General features: G+C 50.0%; 10 protein-coding genes. All 10 read left to right on the plus strand.

Going from position 1 to position 15593, the window contains the following annotated elements; translation table 11 throughout:
- Positions 1–5 precede the first annotated feature (5 nt).
- The 10 genes from AC3WTJ_RS01865 to AC3WTJ_RS01910 all read left to right on the plus strand — a co-directional run bounded on the left by AC3WTJ_RS01865 (position 6) and on the right by AC3WTJ_RS01910 (position 15559).
- The gene (locus AC3WTJ_RS01865; RefSeq protein WP_492520299.1) at positions 6–1799 is read left to right on the plus strand and encodes a cache domain-containing sensor histidine kinase; all 1794 of its coding nucleotides are present in this window, start codon (positions 6–8) and stop codon (positions 1797–1799) included.
- On the plus strand, positions 1789–3363 hold the full coding sequence (locus AC3WTJ_RS01870; RefSeq protein ID WP_492520300.1) for a response regulator transcription factor: 1575 nt from the start codon (positions 1789–1791) through the stop codon (positions 3361–3363). Before AC3WTJ_RS01865 ends, AC3WTJ_RS01870 begins: the two co-directional genes overlap by 11 nt.
- A 52-nt stretch (positions 3364–3415) precedes the next feature.
- Positions 3416–5725, plus strand: a complete 2310-nt coding sequence (locus tag AC3WTJ_RS01875; RefSeq protein WP_492520301.1) for a glycoside hydrolase family 3 N-terminal domain-containing protein — start codon at positions 3416–3418, stop codon at positions 5723–5725.
- Between the two features lie 138 nt (positions 5726–5863).
- Positions 5864–6880, plus strand: a complete 1017-nt coding sequence (locus tag AC3WTJ_RS01880) for a glycoside hydrolase family 130 protein (RefSeq protein WP_492520302.1) — start codon at positions 5864–5866, stop codon at positions 6878–6880.
- Between the two features lie 431 nt (positions 6881–7311).
- Positions 7312–8847 (plus strand): type 2 periplasmic-binding domain-containing protein, encoded by a 1536-nt coding sequence (locus AC3WTJ_RS01885; protein WP_492520303.1) that lies wholly within the window; start codon positions 7312–7314, stop codon positions 8845–8847.
- A gap of 26 nt (positions 8848–8873) precedes the next feature.
- Positions 8874–9836, plus strand: coding sequence for an ABC transporter permease (locus AC3WTJ_RS01890; RefSeq protein ID WP_492520304.1), 963 nt, complete (start codon positions 8874–8876; stop codon positions 9834–9836).
- A gap of 1 nt (position 9837) precedes the next feature.
- Positions 9838–10707 carry a carbohydrate ABC transporter permease gene (locus tag AC3WTJ_RS01895; protein ID WP_492520305.1) on the plus strand — a complete coding sequence of 290 codons (870 nt, stop codon included), beginning with the start codon at positions 9838–9840 and terminating at the stop codon, positions 10705–10707.
- A gap of 57 nt (positions 10708–10764) precedes the next feature.
- The gene (locus AC3WTJ_RS01900; RefSeq protein WP_492520306.1) at positions 10765–11781 is read left to right on the plus strand and encodes a LacI family DNA-binding transcriptional regulator; all 1017 of its coding nucleotides are present in this window, start codon (positions 10765–10767) and stop codon (positions 11779–11781) included.
- 66 nt (positions 11782–11847) lie between these two features.
- The gene (locus AC3WTJ_RS01905; protein WP_492520307.1) at positions 11848–14025 is read left to right on the plus strand and encodes an ADP-ribosylglycohydrolase family protein; all 2178 of its coding nucleotides are present in this window, start codon (positions 11848–11850) and stop codon (positions 14023–14025) included.
- Positions 14012–15559: a sulfatase-like hydrolase/transferase gene (locus AC3WTJ_RS01910; protein WP_492520308.1), complete on the plus strand. Its 1548-nt coding sequence runs from the start codon at positions 14012–14014 to the stop codon at positions 15557–15559. The genes AC3WTJ_RS01905 and AC3WTJ_RS01910 overlap by 14 nt, the downstream gene beginning before the upstream one ends.
- Positions 15560–15593: the final 34 nt, after the last annotated feature.

Consider the following 15593-nt stretch of genomic DNA (forward strand, 5'->3'; position numbering starts at 1 on the left):
GTACAATGCGGGCTCGTTTGTGGAAGTTCGGAAACTTCAGCTTGAAGCGGAAAGCGTTCCTCATATTTTTGCTGTTTGTTACTTTGCCTACATTCGGAGTCGGAGTTCTCGTTCAGCATCAGTTTAGTCGCATCTTGACCCAGCAATTCGTTGAATCCACCAAAAGGAGTCTCGATACCGTTACGAATCAGCTGACGGAAGAAACGAAGATGGTGGAGGATATCGCGGATTATATGATATTTAGCCCTGATATCCGCAATTTTTTGCACCCGTCGGGTTTATGGATGACAGGAGAACAGACGGAGCTCTATAAGGAGAATATCGAGGGTTTTCTTACGTTTCAATTAATGTCCAAAAATTATATCAAGTCGATCATGATTCAAGGCTTGAACGAAAATCGAATCCATATGGGGGAGCCGGTCAGCGGGAATGAGAACGAATGGCTTCAGCGCGCAGCGCAGCGCAAAGGCGGTTTGGTCTGGAGCGAAGCATATCCGGTTACAAGTGATTGGTACGGGCCAACGAAGGTCATTTCCTTGTTCCGGATTATCAATTCGTTCGATGAAATTACGCAGCCCCTGGGCAAACTCATTATCCGTCTTGATGCGTCAAGCATCGTGAATTTACTGAAAAGCGGTATTTTCAAAGAAACCGGAATTATCTTTATTGTGGGCAGAGAGGGGAATTTAATCCTCACTTCGGATGAGAAGGTGACCGGCGAGCGGGATACAGACAAGGCGCTGCTCGATACACTGCGCAAGCATGGCGGGGATACGTTCACTTATGAGCTGGACGGAGCCTCTTATCTCACGTTTCATCAGTCGATGGAAAATACCGGATGGCAAGTTGTCGCTATGGTTCCCGAGGCTACGATGAACGAAAATACAGCCGGTTTAAAATTTATCATGCTGCTGATTATCGTCGCGACGCTGATCCTCGGGTTAGCGGCGTTGATTGGATTCCACTACACGATCATTCTTCCGATTTTGCGGTTAAAACGGGAAACGGGTCGTGTGAAGCAGGGCGACTTTACGGTCCGAGTACCGATTGAGTCGCACGATGAAATTTCCGAGCTGAACAGGCAGTTTAACGGTATGGTGATGACGATCCAAGAACTCATTGAATATAAATACAAGCTGGAGCTTAGACAGCGGGAATCCGAGCTGAAGCTGCTGCAAAAACAGATGGACCCTCATTTTTTATACAATACCTTAGATATGATTCGCTGGACCGCCCGACTGGAGAAAGCTTCCCGGACTAGCCAGCTTATCGAGATGTTATCCAAGTTTTTTCGCTCCAGCCTGGGCCGGGAACAAGACAGATCAACCATTCAGCAGGAGCTGGAATTCGTCCAATCTTATTTGTTTCTTCAACAGAAGCGCTTAGGCGGCAAGCTGGAGTACTCCCTGCTAGCGGAAGCACATATCGCTGATGCGGCTATTTTGAAGCTGACCATTCAGCCGCTTGTGGAAAATTTCCTGAAGCATGGTCTAGATAGCGGTCAACCACGTAATTTCATTAAAGTGAAATGCTATCAAGTTAATCAGGATATATGGATTGACGTGCAGGATAACGGCAGAGGACTCAGCCACGAGCAGATCGCAGAGATTCGGGAATCGCTCACAAGATCAGGCTATAGTGATCATCGGGGAGCGATGGCGAATATTCACGAGCGTTTGTCAATTGTATTCGGAGCGGGATACGGGCTGGAAATTGTTGAGGCTTCTGTAGAAGGGACCTGGATTCGTTTAATCATTCCTTATGAATCGCAGAACGGCGGTGAATGGCATGAACGTTAAAATGTTAATTGTCGATGATGAGCCGATAATTTGCGAAGGCTTAAGATACACGATCCCTTGGGAGGAGCTTGGCGTTCAAGTGATCGGGGAGGCATATAACGGTACGGAAGCGCTTCGGCTTGCTGAGGAGCACAAGGTGAATTTGGTGCTGACCGACATTCGGATGAACGGGATGGACGGCCTGGAGCTTGCTGAGCATCTCATGTCAGCCTTGCCTAATGTCCGAATCGTGATTATAAGCGGATACGAGGATTTTGCGTATGCCAGACAGGCGGTTCGACTAGGTGTATCCGATTACTTGCTCAAGCCGGTGGATATAGACGAATTGCTGAGACTCGTCCGCAACATTGTGGCCAAGGTGCGCAAGGAAGCGGAGCAGGTCAATCGTGACAACGAGAACAGAATGATGTGGCTTTCCAATGTCGTTCGAGGCGTCAACTCTTCTTACGATTTATCGAGCGTCATGCCAGCTCTTCAACCTGGGGCTCAATTCCGGATAATTGCTACACAGATGAACCGTTATTACCAATGGTTTTCGGTGACATCATCTGCCGAGCATAAATCGCTTCAGGAAGCATGGATGACCCATGTTCACCTCTCGCTTGAAAAGCATGCGATCCATTGTTTATCGGTATTCGATCATGCCAATTTACTTTTCACACTATGCGTGGATACATCGAACCGGCTCACCACGGAACTTGCGTGGAACGAAGCAATAGATGAGATGTTGCAGGCTTGGCAAGGTCCGGAATCGCTGTACGGCAGCATTTCGACTGCCTATGACTCGCTTGCCGACACGGCAGAACACTGTGGCGAGGCCAGGCTACTGTTGAATTATCATGTGTTGGATGACCAGGCCATATTAACAGTGGAATTTAAAGATCAGGCTGACCGTAAGCGCGATGGGGTTCCGGAACATTTTCCCGGCGCTGAAATGGTGCAAAATTTGATGCATGCTCTGTTTCGGTATGATCTAGCAGAAATTGAAACGCTGATCGCCGACATCTTCGGGTTTTTCCGAAGTCGCGGTTATTTGTTGGACGAGACGGCTATCGCGTACGGCGAAATCCGTGTTCTGCTGCAGCAGCGGCTTAGGGAGAGTGGGATCAAAGATTTGGATGCTTTGAATAGAGCTCCATTGGATTTAGATGCACTTAACTCTTATGCGGCTATAAGCCAAATTGCGAAGGAAGATTTGACGGCCGTCCTTACATTAATCGAGATGAGCGGAATTTCCAAGCCTTATTGGATTATCGAAAAAGCGAAAAAATATATCTTTGAGCACAACGGGAGCGCATTGAAGGCGGCTGATGTGGCAGCCTGGCTGAAAATTACGCCCAGCTATTTTAGCTATATTTTCAAACAGAGCACTGGAAAAAGCTTCACGGAGTACGTCAACCAGTTTCGTATCGAGCAGGCCAAACAGCTGCTTTTACAAACGCATGACAAGGTATACGAGATCGCCGACAAAGTGGGTTATAAGGAGTATAAATACTTTGTTTCAATCTTTAAGTCGTATACTGGCATGACGCCGACAGAATATCGCGATCTAAATACGACTTGAGAATCGGTTCGCAACTTGCTACTTATGACAAGAAAAGAGTGTGAATTTGGGGATGGAGAAATATAGAAACCCGCAACTTCCCATCGAAGAACGGGTGGACGATCTGTTGTCGCGCATGACGTTAAAGGAGAAGGTCGGCCAGCTTAATCAGAAGATGTACGGTTGGGAAGCTTATCGCCGAACGGAACAGGGCATCGAATTGACGGATGCGTTCAAGAAGGAAGTGGCATTCGGCGACGGTATGGGCGCATTGTACGGTTTGTTTCGCGCCGATCCTTGGTCCGCGGTCACTTATGAGAACGGCATTCCGGCAGGCGAAAGCTCGAAAATCGCCAATAAGGTGCAGCGGTATGTCATCGAGAATACCCGGCTGGGCATTCCTGTCCTGCTGTCGGAAGAGTGTCCCCACGGTCACCAGGCATTGGACGGAACACTGCTGCCTGTCAATATCGGTGCGGGATCGACCTGGAATCCTGAGCTGATCGAGCAAGCATATGCTCATGCGGCGGAAGAAATTAGGGCGCGGGGCGCACATCTTGCGCTGGTATCCGCGCTCGACATTTTGTACGAACCACGCTGGGGACGGTCGGAGGAATGCTACGGCGAAGATCCGTACCATGCTTCACGCATGACCGAAGCCGTCGTACGGGGCTTACAAGGCCGGACGCCGGAAGAGTTATCGCGACCGGACAAAGTTGTCGCATTGCTGAAGCACTTAAGCGCGCAAGGCGCTTGCGTTGGTGGACGCAATGCTGGTCCGGCGAATATTGGGGAACGAGAGCTGCGGGAAATTCATCTGCAGGGCATGAAGGCTGGGGTCGAAGCGGGAGCGATGGGGTGTATGGCCGCTTACAACGAAATTGACGGTGTGCCGTGCCATATGAATACGAAGCTGTTGACCGGCATTCTGCGTGAAGAATGGGGTTTTGAGGGCATCGTCATGGCGGACGGAGAAGCGGTGGACCGGCTCGTCCAACAGACGGCCGATTCGGAGTCGGCTGCATCCGCCGCGTTAGCCGCTGGCGTCGATCTCAGCTTGTGGGATAAGGCATTCACTACACTAGAGAATGCGGTTATGAATGGGGTAACGGATGAAGAGCGAATCGACCGGGCCGTTCGCCGTGTGCTTCGGCTTAAGTTCTTATTGGGACTGTTCGACCAGCCTTATACGGACGAAACTGTGGCTGCACGCGTCATTGGCAACGAAGCGTTTCGCCGTACCAATCTTCAGGTTGCCCGGGAGTCGGCCGTTTTACTCAAAAATGAGGGGAATCAACTCCCGTTAAGTAAAACGTTGAAACGCATCGCCGTCATCGGGCCGAATGCGCATCAGCTGTATAACCAGCTAGGCGATTATACGTCCACACAGCGGGAAGGCACAGGTACAACGGTGCTGGAAGGCATTCGCATGGCCGCTGGAAGCGGGACGGAGGTCGTCTACGCGAAAGGCTGCGGCATTCGCGACGAGTCGACAGCCGGCTTCGCAGAGGCGATCAACGCCGCCAAAGATTCGGATGTGGCCGTTCTTGTATTGGGAGGAAGCAGCGCTCGCCGCTTCGATCAGGGGTTTGATACGAACGGGGCTGCGATCATTACGGCAGGCAATCCCTCCGAGATGGACTGCGGGGAAGGCGTCGATCTGTCCGATCTGCGGCTCGGAGGCGTACAGGAGCAGCTTGTGAAGGAGATCGCCGCGACGGGAACGCCGGTCATCGCCGTTTTGATCCAAGGGCGGCCGCATGCGTTAACCGGCATCGTGGATGCTTGTCATGCCATTCTTTGCGGATGGTATCCGGGCCAGGAAGGCGGACAGGCGATCGGCGAAATCTTGTTCGGAGATGTCAATCCGAGCGGCCGGTTGCCTGTATCGCTGCCGCGGTCAACCGCGCAGCTTCCGGTATATTACAACCAGAAGGACCCCGGTCGAAAGCGCGTTTATCGCGATATGACCTCAGACCCGCTGTACCCGTTCGGATATGGTCTCAGCTATACGACGTTCAATTACGGACAACCTCGCCTCCTTCAAACGAATGTCTCTACAACAGAATTAGGGAACGAATGTTCTGTTGTGATCGAGGTTGACATTGAAAATACAGGCGCATTGACAGGAACTGAGGTTGTTCAGCTCTACATCAAAGACATGGAAGCGAGCGTTACCCGGCGTATCATCGAATGCAAAGGATTCCAGAAAGTGGAGCTGGCTCCTGGTGAGCAGAAGACCGTCATCTTCCACCTTGGTTTCGAGGAACTGGCCATCTGGGATGCCGGAATGGCATTCAAAGTAGAGCCGGGAAATGTGAAAATCAGGGTCGGAAGCGACTCGCAGCACACGGCCGAAACGATGCTTCACATCACACGTTAGTTTTTCGGACGGCATTCATAAAAATCTGGATATTTTCTAAACTTTCACGGATATGAGGCGTTCACTGGACAGTTATATAATGAGGTGAACGGCAAGACATAATGGACAACAGACAATTATTGATCAGGAGGCACCACCATGAAAATCACAAGACATCCCGCTAACCCAATCGTGGTTCCGGGCATATACGACTGGCGTAAAGTGACGGTCTTTAATCCGGCCGTCATTATCGACAACGACAAGTTCTACATGATTGAGCGTACGGCAGAATCTTTGACGCCTTGCAAAAACTTCCTAGGACTCTTGGAAAGTGATGACGGCGTTAATTTCCGCCATGTGGTGGATCAACCGATCGTTACGCCGGACATGCTCGGATTTCCGTACGGCAGCGTACAGGACCCGCGTGTCGTGAAAATCGACGATACGTTTTACTTGAACTATGCATTGCGTCCTTGCGCGATGAGCTACTATCCGACCGGAGCCGGCATTCCGGAACGTTCAGTTCCGACATATCCGGACGGTTGGGGAGAGAAGCCAGAGCACTGGCTCACCCGTTCCGGGATCATGACGTCGAAGGATCTCATTAACTGGGAGTACCTGTGCGATACGACTCCGCTTGATATTAATGACCGGGACAACATCCTGTTCCCTGAGAAAATTAACGGCAAGTATGTACTGCTGCGCCGTCCGGAAGAGTATATCGGCGAGAAGTACGGCACGGAAAAAGCGGCGATGTGGATCACCTATTCCGACAACCTGATCGACTGGGAAGAGCCGAAATTGCTCGCCAAAGCGGAAAACGACGATTGGGAATTCAAGAAAATCGGCGGCTCCACACCTCCGATCAAAACAGATAAAGGCTGGCTAACGCTGTATCATGGTGTTGATAAAGATACCGTGTACAGAGTTGGGGCGCTGCTGCTCGATCTAGAGAATCCGGAGAAAATTATTGCCAGAACCCATAATTTCATCATGGAGCCGGAAACGTATTACGAGAAGTTTGGTTTCCAAATTCCAAACGTTATTTTCCCAACAGGCAATGTAGTGAAAGACGGACTTTTATATATTTATTATGGTGTTACGGACACAGCGATCGCTCTTGCGACGGTGCCGCTGGACGAATTGGTTGACTATATTTTGAACGAACCTAAATAATGTTTATTCGAACTGCTCTTTCAGCGATATTTTGGCTGGGGGGCAGTTTTTTATTGTGGCGATTCACAAGACTAATTTCCTCAGACCTAAAAACTATTGACGATTTAAAGGGAACTCGTTAGAATAAAACACAGTAACTGGATTGGAATTATAAGCTATCTACATATCCTTGTTGACCGGACCACCGGAGACACGCATGTTTAATTGGCGTAGTCTCCTTTTTTGTGTTTCGGCATGGAAAAGGAAGTTGCTACATAGATTAAAATCGAACCGGTTCCAATGTTGCAGCTTTGTTCCAAGGAGTTTGACCTCTGGGCAGCAGCGCTCTGAATGCAGCTCTTTTCGCCTAAGCCATCGGCAGCGGAATGAGAAGGAGGCAGCCAGCGGGGGATGCATATTTTATAAATCAATGCACGGGAGGCGTATTCAAAATGAAACAGTGGATTCCAATCACTTTAGCTGTTCTGTTGGCGACAGGGGCGGTTGCAGGGTGCTCCAGCGGCACAACGACGAGCCCGGAAACGAGTAAAGCAACAGCCGGTCCAAGCACGACGGATGATCTGAAGGATAAGCTGGAACTTAATATTATGGCAATCAGCTATGAAGGAGGGGGATGGCCGACAAACAATCCAATGATCGATTATCTCAATAAGAAATTTAATGTGGATCTTAAGTTCCAGTGGGTTTCACAGGATAACTATAAAGAGAAGATGAACGTGCTGGCCGCCTCAGGGGATTTTCCGGATTCGTTCCTGCTTATGAAAGATGACTTTTTGAAATGGCGGGATAAGGGTGTATTTCTTGACATCAAACCGTTTCTGAGCAAATATCCGAACTTGGCCAAACAACTAGGCGGTGAAGAACAGCTGCAATTTATGAGCCCGAAGGGCAAGTATTACAGCTTTCCTTATTATCAGATCGAAACCCAGACCTCGTTCGGCATTCGAAAAGACTGGCTGGATAAACTTAAACTCAAAATGCCGGCGACGGTAGATGAATTTTACGAAGTCACCAAAGCCTTCGCCAAGCAAGACCCTGACGGAAACGGGAAAAACGATACGTACGGTTTCTCGGTTTCGCTGGCACCGAATAAAACGGACTTCAAGCATATTGATCCGATTAAGGCGGCATTCGGTCTCGTCAATATTTGGGGGTTGAAGGATGGCAAGCTGATCAGCTGGCATACGCAGAATAAAGAGCTCAAGGACTTTGCCTCCTTTTTGAATAAAGCGTATACAGAGGGCGTGATGGACAAAGATTTTGCCATCAATAAGGTGAAGGACCCGCAGGACAAATACGAGGCGGGCAAAGTGGGTATCGATGATGTCGTGCCGAATGTGTTATATCAGACCATTGTTCCGAATGTGAAGAAAATCGATCCTAAAGCGGAAACCGTGCAGCTCCTGCCGCCAAAAGGGCCTACGGGACTGCAAGGAACAGCGACAAATTCAATAACCCAAAGAATCGTTATTAATTCCAAAATTGATCCGAAGAAGCAAGAAAGACTATTGAAGCTGTTTGATTATCTGGTGTCCGATGAAGGGAATATTTTGACGAAGAACGGGATCGAAGGGGTCCACTATAAAAAAGACGGCGACAAATATACGAAGCTGGATGCGTTCGATAAGGACCGTCCGATCCTGATTTCAGCGTGGTATTTGCGCAGATTCGACCTTAATACGCAAATTCGTCTCTGGGACGATAAAAAAACGGCTGACGACGTCAATCAATGGTTCAAAAACAGCGAACCGTTCAAATGGACGAATGTTGCGGCCGGATTGGAATCACCGACCGATGTCAAAAACGGAGCGACCATTGATCAGAAATTCATGACTGCTTTAATCAAAGTCATTATGGGCGAACAGCCGGTCGATTCTTTGGATCAAGCTGTGGAACAGTGGAAGAAGGACGGCGGCGACAAGATTACCCAAGAATATAACGAAGCTTATCAGAAATCTCAGCAATAACATGACATAGTTCAGAGGTAGATGAAATGAGAAGCGGAAAACACACAAATAGAGCCTCCCAAGCATATGTCTCTGCCCAAGCAAATAGGATTCGGCGGGTGAATTGGAAACGCGGTTTTCCTCTATACTTGATGATTTTCCCGGGTTTTTTATACTTTGTTATCTTCAAGTACATTCCAATGGGCGGATTGGTGATAGCATTTCAGGAATATGATCCGTTTGCGGGCTTTATTGAAAGTCCCTGGGTCGGTCTGGACCATTTCCAGCGTTTGTTTACGGATGCGGACTTTTGGACGCTGCTCCGAAATACGTTGATGCTGAGCGCGCTGAATTTGTTTTTGTTTTTTCCGGCACCGATCTTGTTCGCCATTCTGTTGAACGAGGCAAGGAAGTCATGGTTCCGAAGGATCGTGCAGACCGTTATTTATATGCCGCACTTTTTATCCTGGGTTGTTGTCGTCAGTATCACGGCGCTGCTGCTTGCGACACAGGACGGCGCGATCAACAATTTGCTTGCGGGCATGGGGTATGAGCGAATCGAATGGCTGACGAGCTCGGATTATTTTCGAGGCGTGTATGTGACCCAAAATATTTGGAAAGAAAGCGGCTGGAATGCCATTATTTTTCTGGCTGCCCTTGCGGCCGTAGATCCGACACTCTATGAGGCAGCCGTCGTAGACGGGGCGAACCGCTGGAGACAGGTGTGGCATATCACGCTGCCGGCGTTAAAATCGACGATTGTCATCCTATTTATTTTGCGGCTTGGCCAGATCATGGACCTTGGCTTTGAGCACATTCTGCTGCTGCAAAATCCGGTGAATCTGGATGTGGCGGACGTATTTGATACGTATGTTTACCGCAATGGCGTACTGCAGGGCAATTTCAGCTATTCCACAGCGGTAGGCATATTTAAATCGGTGATCGGGCTGCTGTTGATCGTCTTGGCCAACCGCTTGGCCAAAGCGTTCGGTCATGAGGGGGTGTACTAGGATGAAGGGCTTTCATATCCGCGATAAAGATCTCATGTTTACCTTTATATCCAAGGGGATATTGGTGATCAGCCTGATAGCCGTGATATTTCCGTTCTTATACGTGGTGCTGACCTCGTTCGCGCCAAGAGAAGAGATCGTTACACGCGGATTTTTTCTGATCCCTCATCAATGGACGATCAATGCGTACGGCTATCTGATGAACAGCGAGCAATTCGTTATTTCGTTCAAGAATGCGGTGTATATCACGCTCGTCGGCACGACGGTGAACATGGTGCTGACCTCTCTCATGGCCTATGGGCTTTCCAAGCCATGGCTGGGCGGAAGGCGGGTACTCAATTTCATGGTGCTGTTCACCATGTTATTTGGGGGAGGAATGATCCCGACATATCTGGTTGTCAAAAGCTTGCATCTGCTGAACAGCTATTGGGCGCTTTTCTTATCAGGAGCAATTGCACCGTTTCACTTAATCGTCATGCGCAGTTTTTTTCAGAATATACCGATAGAGCTGGAAGAATCCGCCCGTATTGACGGCTGTGGGGAGCTGCGGCTGTTCTGGCAAGTGATTCTGCCGCTTTCTTTACCGGCGGTAGCTACGTTAACACTCTTCTATGCGGTGCAGAACTGGAACGCCTACTTCAATGCTGTCATGTATTTGAACGATTCGGATAAATGGCCTTTGCAGGTATTCTTGCGGCAAATGATGAACGAAGCTAACGGCAGCATGGAGACTATGGCCACAACCTTCCAGTACAGTCCGGCAGTGAAGATGGCTGCGATTGTTTTGACCGCATTACCGCTATTGGTCGGCTATCCCTTTATGCAAAAGTATTTCAACAAAGGGATGCTGATGGGCTCGGTCAAGGGATAGCTCCATCACGATGAATTTGAGAATCGAATCGATTCCAAAGCGGGTTCGAGAGGGGGAATGACATTGGAAACAAGACCCAAGGTCACCATTAATGACGTCGCCAGGACGGCGGGAGTGGCCAAATCTACCGTTTCTCGCATTATTAACAACGCCCCCGGGGTGAAACCCGTCACAAGGTTAAAAGTGAACCGGGTGATTGAAGAGCTTGGCTTTACGCCGAATATGATGGCGCGAAGCTTGAAGACCAAGCTGCGCCGCCAAATTGCGCTCGCCATTGACGATATTCGCAACCCGTATTATCCGGAGCTTGCGTGGGGCGCCGAACAAGTGGCGAAGCAAAACAACTTTCGCGTAGTGCTGATCAACCATTACGGCAACCCGTCCGAGGAGCTGGCCGTCATCAAGGAAGCAAGCGATATGCATGTGGACGGGATCGTCCTGCTATCGATCAGCCATCCGAAGACGTTAAACAAGATTATAAAAAAAGCGAGCGTTCCCGTTACCCTGATCGGAAATTACGAGGATAATATGCCGGCAGATACGGTAGGGTTGAGAGAAAACGAAGGATACATGGCGATGGATCATCTGATCCGCATCGGCAGAAGGCGCATTGCTTATGCCGGCAGCACGACGGTACACCGTGGAACTCGCTATGCAGCCTACGAGCAGTCGCTTGCCTCTCATTTTATGCAGTTCGACAGCGCTTTAGTGTACAACGGCGAAAGACTGGCCATCGATACCGGCCTCGAAGCAGCCCGTTATTTTTATAATTTGAATGAAATCCCCGATGCGGTGTTCGCAGCCAATGATCTTGTGGCCATCGGTGTCGTTCAAGGTCTGATCGATCTGGGGCTGCGCGTACCGGAGGATGTCGCTGTCGTGGGAATCGATAATATCCCATGGTGTAATTTAACCAGGCCTAAAGTGAGTTCGGTATCCAATTTAGTAGCGGAAATGGGGCGTATTGCCGTAGAGAGTCTACTGCTCCGTATTGATGATGAGGCTAGAGCCTTTGAGAGAATCACCTTGGAGCCCCGGCTGATTGTCAGGGAATCCACCGTCAAACAGAGGTAGGGCTGCCGCATAGCGGTGGTCGAACCTGCGTTTCCCCAAATCTAACGAGCGAAGGTGAAATGATTCATGACCATACCAAACGATTACGTGGAAAGAGTGTATGCCGGTTGGCTGGCCAAGGTGATTGGCGTCAGGCATGGAGGAAACATCGAGAACTGGACTTATGACCGGATCGAGCGGACGTTCGGCGAAATTACGGAATATTTGCATGAATTTAAAAATTTTGCAGCAGACGACGATACGAACGGCCCGATGTTTTTCCTGAGAGCGCTAGAGGATTACGTATGTGGTATGGAGATTACGGCGGAGCAAATGGGGCTGACCTGGCTGAATTACGCCCCGGACGGCCACGGCTTTTATTGGTGGGGAGGCTACGGGAAATCAACCGAGCATACCGCCTATCTTAATTTGAAAAACGGCATCATGGCCCCGCGTTCCGGGTCTATCGAACAAAACGGAATCGCTGTCGCCGAACAGATTGGCGGACAGATTTTTATCGACTGCTGGGGGCTGATCGCCCCTGGAAATCCCCAAATGGCGGCGCACTTTGCGGAGAAAATCGCTTCGGTGTCGCACGATGGGAACGGCAAATTCGGCGGGATGTTCATAGCTGCCTGCATCGCCTCCGCTTTTGTGGAGCAGGATATCGAGCGAATCATCGAGACGGGTCTGGCGCATATCCCTGCGGATTGTGAATATGCGCGAGTGACACGTGACGTCATCGCCTTTTATAAGGCGAGCCCGCACGATTGGCGGGAAGCTTTTCAATTCATCAAGGCTCATTATGGCTACGACAAGTACCCTGGTCACTGCCACATCATACCGAATTCGGCCGTCATGATTTTATCGCTGCTGTACGGCGAAGGCGACTTTTCCAGGACGATCAACATTTGCAATATGTGCGGCTGGGATACGGATTGTAACGTTGCCAACGTGGCTACCATTATGGGAGTACGCGGAGGGATTGAAGCCATCGATGACAAGTGGCGGAAGCCGATTAATGATTTCCTGTGCTGCTCGAGCGTCATTGGGTCGCTGAATATATTGGATATTCCATGGTGCGCCACTTATATCGCCAGACTTGGCTACAAGCTTGCGGGTGAAGAGGCTCCGGAGCGCTGGTCTACGATCTTCGCGGAGAAGAACATGAGGTTCCACTTCGAGTATCCCGGTTCTACGCATGCGTTCCGCCTGGAGCACAACGACCCGCTGCCATTGACGGGACGGATCGTGAACACGGATCAGTTCGCCGCTTCCGGCGAAAGGTCCTTAAAGGTGCTTTTTGACTGCGTTCAAGGAGGCTGCGCTTATCGGGTGTATCATCAAACATATTACCGCCCCGATGATTTTAATGACAGCCGTTATGACCCGAGCTTCTCGCCTATTTTATATCCCGGCCAAACGGTGGAAGCCCAAGTCATGCTGCCCGGTTCCACGAACCAGCGTGTGACGGCTCGACTCTATGTCAAAGATGGGAACACCGGCACGCGATACTACGGTGACAACGTATTATTGAGCGCCGGTCAATGGATACGGCTTGCCTTTCAAATTCCCCGATTGAACGATTGCTGCCTGGAGCAGGCGGGGATCGAGTTCATTCCGATGGATGGCAAGGGCGACAAAGGGCCGAGCCTTGTCTGTTATATCGATGACGTCATTTTTGGAGGGAAGCCGGATTATGCAATCGATTTTGCTCAAGAAAAGCTCGAAAAGTGGAATGGCTTGCATATGGAAGTCAGCCAAATGACCTATTTGCGAGGCATATGGACGCTGGAGAACGGTGAATTGAGCGGAAGCTATTGTGGCGAGACAGCGGAAAGCTATACAGGCAGACTGGATTGGGAGGATTATGCGTTTGAGACCGTTGTCGTTCCGCAGCTGGGGGAACATCATCGGATCAATTTTCGCGTGCAGGGAGGCATTCGCTCTTATGCGGTAGGATTTGCCCCGGAAGGCAAGCTGGTTCTGTATAAGAACGATAACGGATACCGGGTGCTGTCCGAGAGCCGTTATGATTGGCAATTGGGAATCGCGTCCACCTTAGCTGTGAGGGCTGAAGGCAATCGATTCCAAGTATCGGTGAATGGCGCACCTGTCATCGACTTTTCCGATGACGACCGCCCTTATTTGAACGGTATGATCGGGTTTTCGAATGCGGAAGGCAGTCATACCCATTACCGAAGATTTTCGCTTACGAGTATAGGATCAACTGTGAAAGGGGCACCGACCTATGAGCCAACCTAATATTGTCGTCATTTGCAGCGATCAGCATCATCCTCTGATCACGGGATACCGTGAACATCCGTATATTGAGACGCCAAATCTCGATCAATTAGCGGCAGAGGGGACTTACTTCAGCAGAGCTTACAGCAACTGCCCTGTATGTACGCCGAGCAGAATGAGCTTTGTTACAGGCAAATATCCCAATCAAATCGATAGCTGGTTTCTCGGCTGCCCTCTGGACCGCGAGGAAATGACATGGGCACGAAAGCTGGATCAGGCTGGAATTCCGTCAGCGATGTTCGGAAAGATGGATTTCTGCGGTGATTATCAGGATGGGGGATTCAGCGAGTATAAAATTATCAAGAAGCGTCCGGCATTTAACCCTTATCCGAGAACCACACCCCTGTATTCCAGACTCGACGGCCATGTGCGGGAAGATAAGCGCAAGACCATTCTCAATGCGGGTATACGCGAAGATGTCGTCACGGACGGTAACACAGGATACGATAAGGATCTCGGATTTTACGATCACGACCGGGTGGTCACCGATTGGGCAATCGATTATTTGAAGCGCAAGGGGGAGAACGAGGAGCAAAAGCCGTGGGCCATGTACGTCGGACTCATGTTCCCTCACTGGCCGTACAGAGTGCCGAAGTCGTATTACGATAAATATTATCCGAATAACGTGGTCATGCCACATGATGCTCATTTTCCGAACGATCAGTTGCACCCACAGGTGCGTAATATGCAAAATGCTCTCGGTCTTGGGGAAATCACCGAACCAGATCTGCGCAACCTCCTTGCTTCGTATTACGGGATGATTACTGCATTGGATGACAATATCGGCAGAGTTATTGCCGAACTGAAAGCGCAAAATTTGTACGATAACACGTATATCGTCTACATGTCCGACCACGGCGAAAACCTTGGCGAGCACGGGCTCTTCTTTAAACAATGCAGCTACGACGCTTCTGTCGGAGTTCCTCTAATCGTCAAAGGTCCGGGGCTGCCAAGCGGGCAGCGCATCGACCAGCCGGTCACCTTGGTTGATCTGTATCCGACACTCATGGATATCGCAGGCTTAGAGACGGAGCCGGATCGTCCCGGAATGAGCTGGCTTCCTCTCATCAAGGACGGCCGCCAGCAAGGAAGGCACGACTACGCTTTCTCCGAGTATCATGGCAATTTCTTTAAACAGGATTGGTATATGCTCGTGAAGGACGGCTACAAGTTTACTTACTACGTCAATGACCGGCCATCGTTGTTTAACCTGGAGAAGGATCCCAGGGAAATGAACGACCTGGCAGGGGAGGAAAGCTATCGGGAGCTTCTCCAACAATTTGAAGTTTTGCTAAGGGAGATTGTCGATCCGGAAGCGGTTTCGCTGAGAGCGAAGCGCGATCTGGGTCTGATCGGCAGCAATGGCGAGGATTATACGCTAACGTTGACGGACCCTGCGTGCAAGGAATGGATTAAGCAGGGCATCTTTCAGGATGAAGCGGAATTTCCGAAGTGGGAAGGGCAGGAGGGAATTCTGCAAAAGGGCGGCGTCTGACGTTGGACTGACTAGGTCTGTGACACATCCAACA

Source organism: Paenibacillus sp. FW101-FHT12H11 (genome assembly GCF_058790355.1).